Consider the following 14,887-nt stretch of genomic DNA (forward strand, 5'->3'; position numbering starts at 1 on the left):
GGGATGGTGAGGTGGCACGGTGACCAACCTGACGTCTGTCCGGCCGTCGACACTCGCCTGGGTCCACGAGCACCTGGCCGCGGGCGAACGGATCGCCGAGGCCTCGGTTCTGCACGGCGGCCTCACCGCTGAGATGCGCCGGCTGACGATCGCCGCCCCGGACGGGAGCGTCCGCGATCTTGTACTGCGTACCTTCGTCGACCGGCCTGACGCTGCCGACTGCCTAGCCCGGGAGTCGGACGCACTCACGCTGCTCGCGACAACCGCCGTACCGGCTCCTGAACTGATCGCCGTCGACCCCTTGGCCGCTCACCCCTCGCTGCTGATGACGTGGATGCCCGGGCGGACCGTCCTCACCGACGACGGACTTGCGGAGCGCATCCCGGTGTTGGCGCAGCAGCTCGTCGCGATCCACGCGGTGCAGCCCGTCGAGCGCCCTCCCGCCTTCGTGACGCTGACGACCGCCGACACGGTCGTCACACCGCCCGGCGCCAACTGGTCCGCCGCGATCGACCTCATCCGGCGGCCGCATCCGCCGTACGAGGGCCGTTTTCTGCACCGCGACTACCAGCCAGGCAACGTCCTCTTCGAAGGAACCCGCCTCACCGCGGTAGTCGACTGGGCCAGCACCTCCTGGGGCCCGACCGACCTGGACGTGGCCCACTGTGCCACCAACCTCGCCCTACTCCACGGCCCCACCTGGGCCCTGAGTTTCGTCGAAGCCTACGAACAAGCCGGCGGCGCCCTCTCCCCCGACCGCCACTACTGGCTGGTCCGGGACGCCCTCTCCCTCTCCGAAGACCTCCCCGACGCCGCCCAACCGTGGCGCGACTCCACCCGCCCCGACCTAACCCCCGAAACAGTCGCCCACCGCCTAGACGCCTACCTCACCACCCTGATGACAGGCGGTTAGCGCATGTTGTGGAGGAGGGCTGACTGGAGGTAGCCGAGCCAGTCGTAGAGGTCGTAGGTGAGGCGGCGGGGGTCGTCCTCGGGGAGCTTCTCCCAGGTGCCGTAGTCGTCTTCGTCCTTGATGTCGAGACGGGTACCGATGGCCAGGCGGAGGTCGTTCAGGGCGCGCAGCCAGGAGAGTTGTTCGTCGGGTTCGAGGGCGATCTCGTCCGCGCCGGACTCCTCGAGGGCCGAGAGGACGCGCTTGGCGTCGGTGATCTTGCCGTCGCGCAGGCCGCGTTCGGTGAAGCGGCGGAACTCCGAGGACGCCATGTCGTCGGAACCGTAGGCGTCGGGAAAGAGGCGCTGCAGGACGATGTCCTCGGGCGGCGAGGTGGGGCCGTCGGAGTCCAGCAGGGCCGCGAGCGGGTCGCTGGACTGGGTGGCGCGCGGGGGCAGGCCGTCGTACAGGAGTTCGACCAGGTTGCGGAGCAGGTTGGCGAGGATGTCGGCCTCGTGCTCGGCGAAGCTGACCGCGACGATCTTGCGGCGCTTGCGGAACCGCGTCACGACTTCTCGCAGGTGGCCCACAGGCCGTAGGAGTGCATCGCCTCGACGTCGCGCTCCATCGCTTCCCGGTTACCGTTCGACACCGCCGACTTGCCCTCCTCGTGGACCTGCATCATCAGCTTCTCCGCCTTGGACTTGGAGTAGCCGAAGTACGTCTGGAAGACGAACGTGACGTAGTCCATCAGGTTGACCGGGTCGTTCCAGACGATCGTCACCCACGGTGGGCTCAGCTGGATCGCCTCGTCGACTTCGGGGCTCGCGAGCTCGCTCGGTGCGGTGGTCACTGACCCATTCTCTCCACTAGTGGTTCCGCTGGCGCAATAGGCTGCCCTTGTGAACACCTCGACCGCGCTCCTGACGGACCACTACGAGTTGACCATGCTGCAGGCCAGCCTGGCCGACGGCACGGCGCAGCGCCGCTCGGTCTTCGAGCTGTTCGCCCGCCGGTTGCCCGACGGCCGCCGGTACGGCGTCGTCGCCGGCGTGAACCGGCTGCTCGACGCCCTGGAGCAGTTCCGCTTCGACGAGCGGGCGATCGCCTTCCTGGCCGACCGGGGTGTCGTCGACCAGGTTACCTCCGACTGGCTGGCTGACTACCGGTTCACCGGGGACATCGCCGGGTACGCCGACGGCGAAATCTTCTTCCCCGGCTCCCCGGTCCTGGTCGTGGAGTCGAGTTTCGCCGAGGCCGTGCTGCTGGAAACCGTCTTCCTGTCGATCCTGAACCACGACTCCGCGGTCGCCTCGGCCGCCTCCCGGATGACCTGGTGGGCCGGCGGCCGGCCCTGTATCGAGATGGGCTCGCGGCGGACCCACGAGGAGGCCGCGGTCGCGTCCGCGCTGGCGGCGTACATCGCGGGCTTCGCCACCACCTCCAACCTGGAGGCCGCCCGCCGCTACGGCATCCCCAGCGCCGGGACGTCGGCGCACTCGTTCACCCTCCTGCACGACACCGAGAAGGAGGCGTTCACCTCCCAGGTGGATGCCCTCGGCAAACGCACCACCCTCCTCGTCGACACGTACGACGTCGCCGAGGCGGTCCGGACCGCGATCGAGATCACCGGCCCGGAGCTCGGCGCCGTCCGGCTGGACTCCGGCGACCTCCCGTCACTGGCCGGTCAGGTCCGCGAACAGCTCGACGCGCTCGGGGCCACCAAGACCCGGATCATCGTGACCTCGGACCTCGACGAGTTCCAGATCGCCGCGCTCGCCCCGGCACCGGTCGACGGCTACGGCGTCGGTACGTCGCTTGTCACGGGCTCGGGGTATCCGACCTGCGGGTTCGTGTACAAGCTGGTCGCCCGTGAGGACGCGAGCGGCGACCTGAAGCCGGTGGCGAAGAAGAGCCCGGACAAGATCTCGATCGGCGGCCGCAAGTGGGCCCTGCGCCGCCGTACCGCGGCCGGGGTCGCCGAGGCCGAGCTGATCGGCGTCGGCAGCCTCCCCGAGGACGACGGCGACGACCGCGAACTCCTCAAGCCGCTGGTCAAGGGCGGCGAGGTGATCGGCCGCACCACCCCCGCCGAGTCCCAGGCCCACCACCTCAAGGTCCGCGACGAACTCCCCCGCTTCGCCAGCCAGCTCAGCCGTGGCGAGCCCGCCATCCCCACCCAGTACGTCGGTGACTACACCGCCCAGAACGCCTGGAGTCCCAAGTGACCACCCTCGAGGAGGAGTGGCCGGCGGACGCCCCGGCCACCCCCCGAGACGTGCTGATCGCCCTGCGCTTCGCTGACCGCGCAGCCCGCAAGGCGGTTGCGGAGGAGCTGGTCGGAACCGGCTTGCACACCGGCCAGGAACTGGTCCTCGCCAAGCTCCTGCACCACGGCTCCCTACCGGTAGCGAAGCTGGCGAAGGTCCTGGACGTCGAGGTGCCGACGGCGACCAAGACCACCCAACGCATGGAGGCCGCCGGCCTGGTCCGCCGCGTCAAGAGCACTACCGACGCGCGACAGGTCGGCATCGAGCTCACCGACCAGGGCGCCGAGCTGGCCCGCACGGTCGAAGACATCTACGACCGAGCCGGCAGCCGAGCCCTTGCCGGTCTGACCCCCGAGGATCGCCGGCAGCTCCGGAACCTGCTCTGGACCCTCACCACCACCCTCGAAGGCGACCCCCGCCACTAATCGGTGAACGCCATCGGCGGCCTCCGGTCCTTCTCCGCCTACTCGAGTCCTCCGAGACGTAGGGCCTCCTTGAGCTCGCCGAGCTTCGTGGACGACAGGACTCCCGCCCGCTCGATCAGGTCTTCCTTGGTCAGGGTGACCAGCCAGGTGCAAGGGATGAGGCCTGGACGTGGGAGTGCGACTCTCAGGACGCCTTCGAGGGGCAGTCCTTCGGGGGCGCCTACTGCCACCTCGACGGCCACGCCGCTGATCTCGGTGCTGGCAGGAGCGACGATCTGCATCGCCCGAAACCCGGACGCCGCTTCTCCCGAGAGCAGGACGACCGGCCGCCGCTCGTCGAAATCTACCCACCAGACTTCGCCACGTTGCATATGTCCTCCTCCTGATGGGGGCCGGTGGCCAGATGGCTGCGACCACCGCTGATCATCGGTGTGTGAAGACAGAAGCTCATGTGGCCGCGGGTCCCCAGCTTGGGCCCTCGTCGGTCCAGACGACGCCCTTGTTGCGGCACAGGCAGAAGGGGTGGCCGACGGGGTCGGCGTAAATACGGAAGCCGTATCCCTCGGGACCGATGTGGTCTCGCAGCAGGGTCGCGCCGAGGGCTAGGACGCGGCGCTGTTCGGCCTCGATGTCGTCGACCTCGAAGTCGAGATGGAACTGCTTGGGATGCTCGCTGTCCGGCCACTGCGGCGCCCGGTAGTCCTCCACCGGAGTGAAGGCCAGCTCGATGTTGCCGAACCGAAGACCGGCCCAGTCCTCCGTGCTGCTCTCCTTGATCGGGACCCCCGTCACCTCGGAGTAGAACGCTGCCAGCGCCATCGCGTCCGGACAGTCGATGATGAAGTCGGTAAGTTGCAACATCCCCCTAGTGTCCCAAAGACTCCGCGTCGCCCGACAGCCGCTGGGCCAGCCAGACGGGGACGACCGAGACCACGATCAGCGCTGCGGCCACGACGTTGACGATCGGGGCCTGGTTCGGGCGGAAGAGGTTGTTGAAGATCCAGATCGGCAACGTCTGCTGCTGAGCACCGGCGGTGAACGTCGTCACGATGATCTCGTCGAACGACAAAGCGAAGGCGAGCAGCCCGCCGGCCAGCAACGCCGAGCGGATCATCGGGAAGGTGACCAGCCGGAAGGTCTGGAACGCGCTAGCCCCCAGGTCGGCGGAGGCTTGCTCCAACGACACGCCGGTACGACGGAGTCGGGCGATCACGTTGTTGAACACGGTCACGATGCAGAAGGTGGCGTGCGCGATGACGATCGTGACGAAACCGAGTTGCCAGCCGAAGATCGTGCGGAAGGCGTTGTTGAGCGCGATACCGGTGACGATGCCGGGCAGGGCGATCGGGAGGATCACCAGCAGGGACACGGCATCGCGTCCGTAGAAGCTGAAGCGCTGCAAGGCGAACGCGATCATGGTGCCGAGGATGAGGGCGATCGCCGTGGCCGCGAGGCCGACGCGGACGCTCACCCACAACGCGTCGAGCGCGCCTTGGCTCTCGGCGGCGCGGCGCCACCAGTCGAGGGTGAAGTCGCGCGGCGGCCAGGCGAAGGTCTTGTTCACGTTGAACGAGTTGACCACCACCAGCAGCAGCGGGATGTAGATCGCCGCGAGGATCAGGCCGGTGAGGATCCGCAGTACGACGCGGGTCGGGCCGGACATCGTCATCAGAGGCTCTCCATAGCTCCGGTACGGCGGACTGCGGCCAGGTACACGAGCATCACCACCACCGGGATCGTGGCCACCGCCGCTGCGAACGGAAGGTTGTTCGCGGCACCGACGTTGTCGTAGACCACGTTGCCCAGCAGCTGATTCGTACCGCCGACGATCCGCACCGCGATGTAGTCACCCAACGACAGACTGAACGTGAAGATCGATCCGGCCACCATCGCCGGAATCACCACTGGCACGATCACCCGGCGGATCGTGTGACCGGTCCGCGCACCGAGATCAGCCGATGCCTCCAGCAACGAATTCGGCAATCGTTCCAGCCCGGCATAGATCGGCAGGATCATGTACGGCAGCCACAGATAAGCCAGCGTCACCACCGTTGCCGTCAGCCCGTATCCCGGCGACTTCAAACCAACCGCCTCGAACGCCGACGACACCAGCCCGCCCTCGGAGAACATCCCCCGCCAGGCATACGCCTTCACCAAGTAGCTTGCCCACAAGGGCATCAGCACCGCCACCAGCAGGAATCGCTGCAGCCCCGGCCGCGCCACCTTCGACATGTACAGCGCGATCGGAAAAGCAACCACGGCATCAACCAGAGTCACCAGTACGGCGACTCCGATCGTCCGCAGCGCGATCGTGCGGTACACGTCGACGGTGAACAACGTCCGGAAGCTGTCCAGCGTCCACACCCGCTCGATCGTCCCGGTGAACCCGTTCTGCGTCCACAGCGCGGTGACGAACAGCGCCGCCAACGCACCGAGGTACGCAACCCCGAGCCACACCATGGGAGGACCGAGCAACAAAGCGAGCCGCGCCCGCGGGTGCCTCACGAGACCACTGGGCAACATGCTCATCCCTTGATCTGAGTCCAGGCTTGGGTCCACTTGGTGTAGTCGGCGCACTTGACGTCGGTGCGGCCGTCCAGGCACTGCTCGATCGGCGTGGTCCAGTACCAGATCTTCTCGGAGTAGGCCGCGTCGCCGGCGTGGAACGTGGTGCAGTGGCTCTTGTCCGCGGTCTCGGCGCAGGCCTTGCCGTTGGCCGGCGACTCACCGAAGTACTCGGCGACGGCCGCGTTCGCCTTCGGGCTGATGATGTGGTTCATCCACAGGTAGCCGCAGTTCTTGCTCTTCGACGTGGCGCTGAGCATCCACGTGTCCGACCACCCGGTCACACCCTCGGTCGGCACGGTCACGTCGACCGGTACCTTCTCGCCCTTGGCGACGTTCGCGATCACCTGCCAGGTGGTGCCGATCACCGAGTTGCCACTGGTGAACGCCTGCACCTCCTTCAGGTAGTCCGACCAGTACTCCGAGACGAGCCCCTTCTGCTGCTTGAGCAGATCGACGGCCGCGGCGAACTGCGTGTCGTCCAGCGCGTACGGGTTCTTGATCCCGAGATCCGGCTTGGTCGCCATCAGGTACATCGCGGCGTCGGCGATGTAGATCGGTGAGTCGTACGCCGTCACCTTGCCCTTGTACGGCGAGTTCGGGTCGAACACCGCACCCCACGACGTCGGGGCGGTCTTCACCTTGTCGGTGCGCCACATCAGCAGGTTCGCGCCGTACCCGTGCGGGATCCCGTACATCTGCCCCTTCACCGAGTTCCACGGCCGGTCCTTGAGGAACGGGTAGACGTCGGCGTAGTTCTTCACCAGATCGGTGTTGATCGGCTCGACCGTTCCGGCCGCGATCAGGCGCAGGGACGCATCACCGGAGGCCGACACCACGTCGTACTGGCCGGTCTTCATCAGGGTGACGGCCTCGTCCGACGTACCGAACGTCTTCACCGTGACCTGGCAGCCGGTCTCCTTCTCGAACGACGAGACCCAGTCGACCTTCGGGTCGTTCGAGCCGTCCTCGGCATAGCCGGGCCAGGCGAGCACGCTGAGCTTGCCCTCGCCGGCGCCGAGCGTGTCGAGTTTCTTCAGGTCCGGCGGGGTGAACCCGCCACCGGTCGAGCTGTTGCCCGAAGCACCGGAATCACCGCCGGACGTGCCGCACGAGGCCGCGATCAGGGCGAGCACGGCCAGGCTCACCGCTGCGAGAGACTTCTTCATCGAATACGCTCCTTGGCCATTGGGTGGGGCGGGGGGACTAGCCGCCGATTTCGACGGTGTGTTCGCGATGCCAGGTGAGGCGGACCTGGGCACCCCGAAGTTCGAGCTTCTCCTGCACGGAATCACCTTGATTCTGTTGCAGGACAAGGAGAGAGCCACCGGCGTCGAGGTCGACCACGGACTGCGTGGCCGCGCCGAGGTACACGACTTCCCGGACGACGCCGGTCGCCGTACAGCGACCTGGTTCCGCCGGCGTGTCAACAAAAGCAAGCTGGATCTTCTCCGGCCGCACGGTGAAAACTCCGGCTGTCCCGAGGATCGCGAGAGCGACCTCGCCGGACAGGAGGTTCGACGTACCGACGAAGCCGGCCACGAAGGCGGTCGCCGGGTGTTCGTACAGCTCGGCCGGTTCGGCCAGCTGTTCGATCCGGCCGCCGTTGAAGACGGCGATCCGGTCGCTCATCGTCAGCGCCTCCTCCTGGTCGTGCGTGACGAACACGAAGGTGATGCCGACATCGCGTTGCAGCGCCTTCAGCTCCAACTGCATCTCACGCCGCAGCTTCAGGTCGAGGGCACCGAGTGGTTCGTCGAGCAGCAGCACCTTGGGACGGTTCACCAAGGCTCGTGCCAACGCGACTCGTTGCCGTTGGCCACCAGATAGCTGACTCGGCTTTCGATCACCGAAGCCACTCAATCGGACGGTCTCCAACGCCTCAGAGGCCTGGGTACGACGACTGCGCCGATCGACGCCCTTCACCCGCAGCCCGTACTCGACGTTCTGCAGCACACTCATGTGCGGGAACAGCGCGTAGTCCTGGAAGACCGTGTTCACATCACGCGAGTACGGCGGCCGCCCGGTCACGTCGACACCGTCGAGCATGATCGTCCCGGCGGTCGGTTCCTCGAAGCCGGCGATCATCCGCAGCACTGTGGTCTTCCCCGATCCGGACGGCCCGAGCATCGAGAAGAACTCGCCCTTGTCCAGATCGAGGTCGACCTCGTCCACGGCGACCACGTCGCCGAACGTCTTGCGCAGCCCGCGCAGGCTCACCGCGCCCATCAGATCGCCGACATGACGTGCTTGATCCGGGTGTAGTCCTCAACGCCGTACAGCGAGAGGTCCTTGCCATGCCCGGAATGTTTGAACCCGCCATGCGGCATCTCGGCGACCAACGGGATATGGGTGTTGAGCCACACGCACCCGAAGTCGAGCGCGGCCGACATCCGTAGCGCCCGCGAATGATCGCGAGTGAACACCGACGACGCCAGCCCGTACTCGACCCCGTTCGCCAGCTCCAGCGCCTCGGCCTCGTCCGCGAACGGCTGCACGGTGATGACCGGCCCGAAGATCTCGTCCTGGATCATCTCGTCGTCCTGCCGCAGCCCGGTGACGACCGTCGCCTCGAAGAAATACCCGTCGGCCAAGGCACCGCCGGCCCTTGAGCCACCCAGTACGACGTTGCCGTGCGCGGGCATCCTGGTCAGGAACGCGCGGACCCGGTCGAGTTGCATGCTGCTGTTCAGCGGGCCGAACAACGCGTCCTCATCGTCAGCAAGTCCCGGTCGAGCGTTCTCGCGCGCCCACGAAGTCAGCGCCTCGACGAACGCGTCGTGCACCGATGCCTCCACGAGCACCCGGCAGGCCGCCGTACAGTCTTGGCCGGCGTTGAAGTAGCCGCCAACTCCGATCGCCTCAGCCGCCGCTGATAGGTCGGCATCGGCGAAGACCACTGCGGGTGCCTTACCGCCCAGCTCGAGGTGGGTCCGCTTGAGATCGAGAGCCGCTGTCGACGCGACCTCTGAGCCCGCACGCGTCGAGCCCGTGATGCTGACCAGTCCTGGCGTCGGATGCGCGACGACTGCTTGCCCGGTCGCGCGATCACCACAGACCACGTTGAAAACGCCCGCAGGCAACACTTCTGCGGCGATCTCGGCCATCAGGACCGTGCTGACCGGGGTCGTCTCAGCAGGCTTCAGCACGAGGGGGTTGCCTGCGGCAAGCGCTGGTCCGATCTTCCAGACCGCCATCATCATCGGGTAGTTCCACGGCGTGATCTGCCCGACCACACCGATCGGTTCGCGGCGGATCCACGAGGTGTGACCGGCCAGGTACTCGCCCGCCGACTTCCCCTCCAGCAGACGCGCAGCACCGGCGAAGAAGCGCAGCTGATCGACCATGACCGCGAACTCCTCGGTCCGGGTCAGCCCGAGTGGCTTGCCGGTGTTCTCGGACTCGGCCGCGATCAGGTCGTCGGCCCGCGCCTCGACCGCATCCGCGAAGCGAAGCATCATCCGCTGCCGATCAGCCGGCGTCACGCCGGCCCACGCGGGTACGGCGGCGGCCGCGGCCCGGTACGCCGCGTCCACGTCGTCCTCGCCGGACAGGGGCGCCGTACCGAAGACCTTGCCGGTGGCGGGATCGACCAGTTCGCTCGTCGCCCCGCTCAGCGCGTCCCGGGACTCGTTGCCAATCAGGTTGCGGACAGTTCGCATTGCTCACTCCCAGTGCCGCAGCGACTCGTGGCGGTTAACATATGAAATCAGATGTTAAAGTTCAAGTGATCGGAGAGAATGGCGGGGATCTGTTCCCGAGTCGTTTCCTGAGGGGTGGCCGACGTGGCGGTGCGGTTCTACGGCAGTGGCGCAGCGGCGGTGTTCGCACCGTTGGAGTCACTGAGCCGTTCAGAACTAGTGGCCCGCCGGCTCACCGACGCGATCGCGCTCGGCCTGATCCCGGACTCCGAGCAACTGCCTGGCGAGTCCGACCTGGCCGGCATCTTCGGCGTCTCCACGACCACGATCCGCGAGGCGCTCTCCGCGTTGCGGCTACGCGGCCTGATCGACACCCGGCGCGGCCGCGGTGGCGGCAGCTTCGTCCGGGCCCAGGAAGACATGTCGTCCACGCTCGTCCGGGCGCGGTTGGCCGAGCTGAGCCTGGCGCAACTGCGCGACCTCGGCGATCACTACGGCGCCATCGCCGGTACGGCGGCCCGCCTCGCCGCCGAGCGCGCGACACCGGACGACGTACGGCGGCTGGTGATGGTCTGCGACGCGTTGGAGAACGCCGAGGGTTCGGGTGCGCGGCGCCGGGCGGATGCGCAGTTCCACATCGAGGTGGCTGCGACCGCGCAGTCCACTCGGTTGTATCGCGCCGAGGTCAGTCTGCAGGCCGAGGTCGGCACGCTGCTCTGGCTGGCGTTCGGTGATGACGACAGCCATCGTCGTACCGTCGCGAGCTGCCGCGACGTGGTGGCGGCCATCGACCGAACCAACGGCGACGCCGCCCGGGCCGCTGCCGAAGAGCGGGTCGCGGACTCGACGGCGCGACTGATCGACCTCAGACTGGCCTTGGAGGACTGAGATGAGCACTCACGTTGCGCAGGACACCGCGGCCATCGTCGAACTGGTCAGCGCGCTGGCCGGCGAGGCCTTCGGGCTGGCTGATGAGATCGCCGCCTCAGCCGCGGCAGCGTTCACCAAGCAGCCGGTCCGGCGCAGTGATCTCAAGGGGATCGCCTCGCTGGTGAAGCCGGCCATCGACGCGCCGGGCAGCCCGATCGCGGGTGCGGGTTTCGTCGTCGCGGTCGACGCGCTCGCGGACTCGCGGTGGTGGCTCGAGTGGTTCATGCGCAACAACGGTGCCGCCGAGCGGTTGCTCGTCGACACGGATCCGCGCGGCGACAACTTCTACGACTACGAGTCGCTCCCCTGGTACGACGTACCGCGGACGACCGGCCGGCGCCACATCACCGGCCCCTACGTCGACTATCTCTGCACCGAGGACTACACCCTGACCTTCACCGTGCCAGTGTTCTCCGGTACGACGTTCGTCGGCGTCGCGGGTGCCGACGTCCGCGTCTTCACCTTCGAGAAGGCCGTTCTGCCTTGCCTACGGGCAATCCACCGCACAGTTGCCGTAGTCAACGACCAGGGCCGAGTTGTCCTCAGCAACAGTGCCCGCCACGTCAGTGGAACGTTGCTCAAGGCATCAGGCCCCACCCAACCCATCAACGGCCTACCCCTCAGCCTGGTGGAGCTCGCCTAACAAACCGCTAGCGTCCGAAAACACGCCGACCACGTACTACGGATCTTCGGACGTTATGGGTGGTTGCGGTCACCTAGGCAGGTAGGTGTCCAGGTAGTCGTTGCGGAACTTGCCCGTCGGGTCATAGCGGTTGGCCAGGGCGATGAAGTCGGGGACCTTGGGGTAGCGGGCGGCGAGGGTAGCCGCGTCGGCGGCGAAGACCTTGCCCCAGTGCGGGCGGGCGTCGAGCGGGGCCAGGGCGTCTTCGAGAGCCTCGACGACTGGACGGACGGCGGTCTCGTCCTGAATCCAGGTGAAGTGCAGGGCTACGGTGTCGCGGCCTTGGCTGGGGCTCAGCCAGAGGTCGGACCTGGCGATCGTGCGGATCTCGGAGACCTGGATGACATCGGCCAACTGGTTGCCCAGGGCACGGAGAATCTCGACCGCCTCTGGACCGCGCTTGCGCGGGATGAAGTACTCGGACTGCAGCTCGTCACCATTGCTCGGAGTGAACTCGAGCCGGAAATGCGGCAGTCGCTCGTTCCACGGTCCCGGTACGCCGCCCTGCTCGGTCGCGTAGTCCGCCGGCATGACCTTGATCGGGTGCCGGGGTCCATCGGCAACCTTCGCGCCGAGCCACTCTCGCTCGAACTGCGGTGACTTCTGCTTGCGCCAGACCATCACGTCGGGATCGACCCAGTCGGTGAACGCGCTGACGCTGTAGGCGCTGCCCATCACCGCGTCGAAGTTCGAGTGCAGCCGCTTCACCGGCAGACCGTCGTACACGACCTGGCTGATGTTGTACGTGCGCTGGACGTTGAGGGTCAGGCTGACGATCACTCCGAGCGCACCGAGCGCGACAACCGAGCCGTTGAAGTCGGGGTCGTCGCGCGTCAGCGTGACCAGCGAGCCGGACGAGTCGATGAAGGTGATCGCGTAGACGGCGTCGGCCAGCGGCCCGTTGGTGTCGCCGGATCCGTGCGTCCCGGTGGCGCAGGCACCGGCCACCGAGATGTGCGGGAGCGAGCCGAGGTTGTGCAGCGCGAGCCCGCGAGCCTGCAGGGCCGCGGTGATCTCGCCGTACCGGAGGCCGGCCGAGACCGTGGCGCCCGACGTACCGATCTCGAGCCGCTTCGGCAGGTCCGCGATGGTCAGCAGCGTGCCCGCGGTGTCGGCGATCCGGTTGAACGAATGCCCGGTCCCGAGCACCCGCACCTTCTCCGACTTCGCCACCAGCTCCTGCAGTTCGGCCACGGATCGTGGTCGTTCGAGCACGCTGGAGAATTCGACGTTCCCGGCCCAGTTCGCGACCACAGCAAACTCCTTCCGTCGTACCAGTCCCCCCGCGACTCTTTCACACCCTCGCGCGTTAAGGTCGCTGAATGCGATTCACGATGACCCGCCGCCGGGTCGCTCTTACCCTCGGACTGGCCGGCCTGCTGGCCGCCGGTACCGCCACCACTGTCGCACTGACCGGTCCCGAAGCCTCGCAAGCGGCGACCACGTCGACCGCCGCCGCGACGCGCGTGATCAAGTGTTACGACACGGCCGGTGGCTCGCACTTCTACGACGGCCCGTCGGCATCGAAGTGGTACGACGGCAAGTTCAGCAACAGCGCCGCGCTGCCCAAGCTCGGCTCGTACGTGCCGCAGGGCATCGGCACCTGGTGGAACTGGTCCGGGTCGAAGAACCTGCTGCTGGTGTCGATGTACCACACCGGCAAGCAATCCCTCATCGTCGGCATCGACCCGGCCACCAACAAGGTCGTCGGTGACGTCGCGATCGCCGAGACGCACGCCGGCGGCATCACCACGTCGATGGGCTGGGCGTTCGTCCAGGGCAGTAACAACGGCATCCGCAAGTACAAGCTGTCCACGCTCGCGGCCGCGATGAAGAAGGCCGGCACGCCGTACGTGAAGGCCGTCGGTTCCGAGCGCAAGGTGTACGGCGCGTCGTTCCTGACCAGCTACGGGGATTCCCTGTTCGCCGGGAACTTCAACGACAAGGGCCGCGACAAGATGTACGAGTACAAGATCAAAGCCAACGGCACGCTCACCACGATCAACAAGGCCTGGGAGATCCCGACCAAGACCCAGGGCCTGCTCGTCACCAAGTCGCACTTCATCTTCAGCACGTCGCTGGGGCGCAAGAACCTCAGCAACCTGTACGTCGTCCGCCGTGGCCAGCCGGATCTGGACAAGGCCAAGCTCTCCTGCTTCCGGGCGCCGAGCATGGCCGAGGGGATCACCGAGTTCGGCGGCCGCGCGTACCTGGTGTTCGAGTCCGGGTCGTACCCGTACCGGTCGGACCCGTTGACCAAGAACGTGATCACCCACCTCCACAAAGCACCGATTTCGGAACTGACCAGCCTGGCGTGACCCGTCGGGCGCCATCCGATGGTTGGATGGCGCCCGATGACCATCTGCTTCTCGATCGCCGGGTTCTGGTTCCTGATCTTTCTGATCAGCTTCCTGTACGACCGGCGGCTGTTCCGCAACAGCATCTTCCTCGTGATCGCGCTGATGTTCGCCGGGCTCGGCGGGCTGTTCGCGATCGCGGAGGTGAACCGCACACTGGCCGAACTGGTCGCCTACGGGATCATCTTCCTGATCCCGGTCACGATCGCCGTACTGGCGGTCTTCCTGGTGGTCAACGGCGTCACGATGCTGCGCCGCGAGGGCCGCCGCCCGGCCAACCTGCTGTCGCTCGCGGCCGGGCTCGGGATCTTCGGGCTGGTGATCTTCGGGATCATCTCGCGGCTGATCGACTCGCGGCCGCTGTCGGCGTTGCTGACCGGGATCGGCGGGGTGCTGACCTACGTCTCGTTCCTGTTCGTGTGTTTCCTGATCTACGCGTTCGTCTACAGCCGCGTCCGGTCGTCGCGGAAGATCGACTTCGTGATCGTGCTCGGCTCGGGACTGCGCGGCTCCCGCGTCCCACCACTGCTGGCCAGCCGGCTCGACCGCGGCAAACTCGTCTACGACCGCGCCATCCGGAAAGGCCGCAGCCCGATGATGATCACCTCGGGCGGCCAAGGCCCGGGCGAGGACATCCCCGAGTCGCACGCGATGGCGACGTACCTGATCGAGCGCGGTGTCCCCGAGACGCAGATCCTGCGCGAGGACCGCTCGACCTCGACCACCGAGAACCTCCTGTTCAGCCGGGAACTGATGGTCGCGCGCGTGCCGAAGTACCGCTGCCTGATCGTCACGAACAACTTCCACGCGTTCCGCGCCGCACTGACCGCCCGCAAGGTGAAGGTCAACGGCCAGGTGGTCGGCTCCCCCACCGCGCGCTACTACTGGCCGACGGCAACCATCCGCGAGTTCGTCGCCATCCTCTTCAGCCACAAATGGATCAACGGCATCATCTGCGGAGCGCTCTTCGTGCTCCCCTTCGTCCAGTTCGTCTAACGGTCATTTGGCCGGATATCCGCTCAAGTTGACGGGCGGAGTCCATCGGTCGAAGCAACGCCTGAAGGAAGGTGTTGTCCGATGCCGGTTGCGCGTGGGTATGAGGTGCGGGAGAGGTTTTTGGGGTTG

General features: G+C 66.9%; 17 protein-coding genes. 7 read left to right on the forward strand and 10 right to left on the reverse strand.

Annotation, left to right across the window (positions count from 1 at the left end; all coding sequences use genetic code 11):
• Window positions 1–19 precede the first annotated feature (19 nt).
• The gene (locus tag ACFVWG_RS12130) at window positions 20–913 is read left to right on the forward strand and encodes a phosphotransferase family protein (RefSeq protein ID WP_391543246.1); all 894 of its coding nucleotides are present in this window, start codon (window positions 20–22) and stop codon (window positions 911–913) included.
• Here the strand turns inward: ACFVWG_RS12130 and ACFVWG_RS12135 are convergent.
• Both ACFVWG_RS12135 and clpS read right to left on the reverse strand, forming a co-directional pair.
• A complete protein-coding gene (locus ACFVWG_RS12135; RefSeq protein ID WP_391543247.1) occupies window positions 910–1,461 on the reverse strand; it encodes a DUF2017 domain-containing protein in 552 nt (183 codons plus the stop codon). The two genes, ACFVWG_RS12130 and ACFVWG_RS12135, sit on opposite strands and share 4 nt — an antisense overlap.
• The gene (gene clpS / locus ACFVWG_RS12140; protein WP_391543248.1) at window positions 1,458–1,745 is read right to left on the reverse strand and encodes an ATP-dependent Clp protease adapter ClpS; all 288 of its coding nucleotides are present in this window, start codon (window positions 1,743–1,745) and stop codon (window positions 1,458–1,460) included. Before clpS ends, ACFVWG_RS12135 begins: the two co-directional genes overlap by 4 nt.
• A 94-nt stretch (window positions 1,746–1,839) precedes the next feature.
• Here clpS and ACFVWG_RS12145 point away from each other — a divergent pair, with 94 nt between their 5' ends.
• Both ACFVWG_RS12145 and ACFVWG_RS12150 read left to right on the forward strand, forming a co-directional pair.
• Window positions 1,840–3,120: a nicotinate phosphoribosyltransferase gene (locus ACFVWG_RS12145; protein ID WP_391543271.1), complete on the forward strand. Its 1,281-nt coding sequence runs from the start codon at window positions 1,840–1,842 to the stop codon at window positions 3,118–3,120.
• Window positions 3,117–3,587, forward strand: a complete 471-nt coding sequence (locus tag ACFVWG_RS12150) for a MarR family winged helix-turn-helix transcriptional regulator (RefSeq protein ID WP_391543249.1) — start codon at window positions 3,117–3,119, stop codon at window positions 3,585–3,587. The genes ACFVWG_RS12145 and ACFVWG_RS12150 overlap by 4 nt, the downstream gene beginning before the upstream one ends.
• Before the next feature lie 38 nt (window positions 3,588–3,625).
• Here the strand turns inward: ACFVWG_RS12150 and ACFVWG_RS12155 are convergent, their stop codons facing one another.
• The 7 genes from ACFVWG_RS12155 to ACFVWG_RS12185 all read right to left on the reverse strand — a co-directional run bounded on the left by ACFVWG_RS12155 (window position 3,626) and on the right by ACFVWG_RS12185 (window position 9,814).
• On the reverse strand, window positions 3,626–3,958 hold the full coding sequence (locus ACFVWG_RS12155; RefSeq protein WP_391543250.1) for a type II toxin-antitoxin system PemK/MazF family toxin: 333 nt from the start codon (window positions 3,956–3,958) through the stop codon (window positions 3,626–3,628).
• Window positions 3,959–4,034: 76 nt separating this feature from the next.
• Window positions 4,035–4,448 (reverse strand): VOC family protein, encoded by a 414-nt coding sequence (locus ACFVWG_RS12160; RefSeq protein WP_391543251.1) that lies wholly within the window; start codon window positions 4,446–4,448, stop codon window positions 4,035–4,037.
• Window positions 4,449–4,452: 4 nt separating this feature from the next.
• Window positions 4,453–5,256 (reverse strand): ABC transporter permease, encoded by an 804-nt coding sequence (locus ACFVWG_RS12165; RefSeq protein ID WP_391543252.1) that lies wholly within the window; start codon window positions 5,254–5,256, stop codon window positions 4,453–4,455.
• A complete protein-coding gene (locus ACFVWG_RS12170; protein WP_391543253.1) occupies window positions 5,256–6,047 on the reverse strand; it encodes an ABC transporter permease in 792 nt (263 codons plus the stop codon). The genes ACFVWG_RS12165 and ACFVWG_RS12170 overlap by 1 nt, the downstream gene beginning before the upstream one ends.
• Before the next feature lie 65 nt (window positions 6,048–6,112).
• The gene (locus tag ACFVWG_RS12175; protein WP_391543254.1) at window positions 6,113–7,321 is read right to left on the reverse strand and encodes an ABC transporter substrate-binding protein; all 1,209 of its coding nucleotides are present in this window, start codon (window positions 7,319–7,321) and stop codon (window positions 6,113–6,115) included.
• Window positions 7,322–7,358: 37 nt separating this feature from the next.
• Window positions 7,359–8,381 (reverse strand): ABC transporter ATP-binding protein, encoded by a 1,023-nt coding sequence (locus ACFVWG_RS12180; protein WP_391543255.1) that lies wholly within the window; start codon window positions 8,379–8,381, stop codon window positions 7,359–7,361.
• A complete protein-coding gene (locus ACFVWG_RS12185) occupies window positions 8,381–9,814 on the reverse strand; it encodes a gamma-aminobutyraldehyde dehydrogenase (RefSeq protein WP_391543256.1) in 1,434 nt (477 codons plus the stop codon). The genes ACFVWG_RS12180 and ACFVWG_RS12185 overlap by 1 nt, the downstream gene beginning before the upstream one ends.
• 123 nt (window positions 9,815–9,937) lie before the next feature.
• On the opposite strand from ACFVWG_RS12185, the gene ACFVWG_RS12190 reads away from it, so the two are divergent.
• A complete protein-coding gene (locus ACFVWG_RS12190; RefSeq protein WP_391543257.1) occupies window positions 9,938–10,681 on the forward strand; it encodes a FadR/GntR family transcriptional regulator in 744 nt (247 codons plus the stop codon).
• Window position 10,682: 1 nt separating this feature from the next.
• Window positions 10,683–11,366 carry a cache domain-containing protein gene (locus ACFVWG_RS12195; protein ID WP_391543258.1) on the forward strand — a complete coding sequence of 228 codons (684 nt, stop codon included), beginning with the start codon at window positions 10,683–10,685 and terminating at the stop codon, window positions 11,364–11,366.
• Window positions 11,367–11,435: 69 nt separating this feature from the next.
• Here the strand turns inward: ACFVWG_RS12195 and ACFVWG_RS12200 are convergent, their stop codons facing one another.
• Window positions 11,436–12,659 carry a D-arabinono-1,4-lactone oxidase gene (locus tag ACFVWG_RS12200; protein WP_391543259.1) on the reverse strand — a complete coding sequence of 408 codons (1,224 nt, stop codon included), beginning with the start codon at window positions 12,657–12,659 and terminating at the stop codon, window positions 11,436–11,438.
• A 68-nt stretch (window positions 12,660–12,727) separates the two neighbouring features.
• Here ACFVWG_RS12200 and ACFVWG_RS12205 point away from each other — a divergent pair, with 68 nt between their 5' ends.
• Together ACFVWG_RS12205 and ACFVWG_RS12210 are read left to right on the forward strand one after the other, a co-directional pair.
• On the forward strand, window positions 12,728–13,723 hold the full coding sequence (locus tag ACFVWG_RS12205) for a hypothetical protein (protein WP_391543260.1): 996 nt from the start codon (window positions 12,728–12,730) through the stop codon (window positions 13,721–13,723).
• A gap of 36 nt (window positions 13,724–13,759) precedes the next feature.
• Window positions 13,760–14,758, forward strand: a complete 999-nt coding sequence (locus ACFVWG_RS12210; protein ID WP_391543261.1) for a YdcF family protein — start codon at window positions 13,760–13,762, stop codon at window positions 14,756–14,758.
• Window positions 14,759–14,887 lie beyond the last annotated feature (129 nt).

The sequence above is a fragment of the Kribbella sp. NPDC058245 genome, assembly GCF_042882005.1.
Lineage (GTDB): Bacteria > Actinomycetota > Actinomycetes > Propionibacteriales > Kribbellaceae > Kribbella.

Coding starts and splice junctions, on each gene's coding strand:
- ACFVWG_RS12175 (WP_391543254.1), bottom strand. CDS start 7,321: ATGAAGAAGTCTCTCGCAGCGGTGAGCCTGGCCGTGCTCGCCCTGATC.
- ACFVWG_RS12185 (WP_391543256.1), bottom strand. CDS start 9,814: ATGCGAACTGTCCGCAACCTGATTGGCAACGAGTCCCGGGACGCGCTG.
- ACFVWG_RS12195 (WP_391543258.1), top strand. CDS start 10,683: ATGAGCACTCACGTTGCGCAGGACACCGCGGCCATCGTCGAACTGGTC.
- ACFVWG_RS12170 (WP_391543253.1), bottom strand. CDS start 6,047: ATGGTGTGGCTCGGGGTTGCGTACCTCGGTGCGTTGGCGGCGCTGTTC.
- ACFVWG_RS12210 (WP_391543261.1), top strand. CDS start 13,760: ATGACCATCTGCTTCTCGATCGCCGGGTTCTGGTTCCTGATCTTTCTG.
- ACFVWG_RS12205 (WP_391543260.1), top strand. CDS start 12,728: ATGCGATTCACGATGACCCGCCGCCGGGTCGCTCTTACCCTCGGACTG.
- ACFVWG_RS12155 (WP_391543250.1), bottom strand. CDS start 3,958: ATGCAACGTGGCGAAGTCTGGTGGGTAGATTTCGACGAGCGGCGGCCG.
- ACFVWG_RS12145 (WP_391543271.1), top strand. CDS start 1,840: ATGCTGCAGGCCAGCCTGGCCGACGGCACGGCGCAGCGCCGCTCGGTC.
- ACFVWG_RS12180 (WP_391543255.1), bottom strand. CDS start 8,381: ATGGGCGCGGTGAGCCTGCGCGGGCTGCGCAAGACGTTCGGCGACGTG.
- ACFVWG_RS12160 (WP_391543251.1), bottom strand. CDS start 4,448: ATGTTGCAACTTACCGACTTCATCATCGACTGTCCGGACGCGATGGCG.
- ACFVWG_RS12165 (WP_391543252.1), bottom strand. CDS start 5,256: ATGACGATGTCCGGCCCGACCCGCGTCGTACTGCGGATCCTCACCGGC.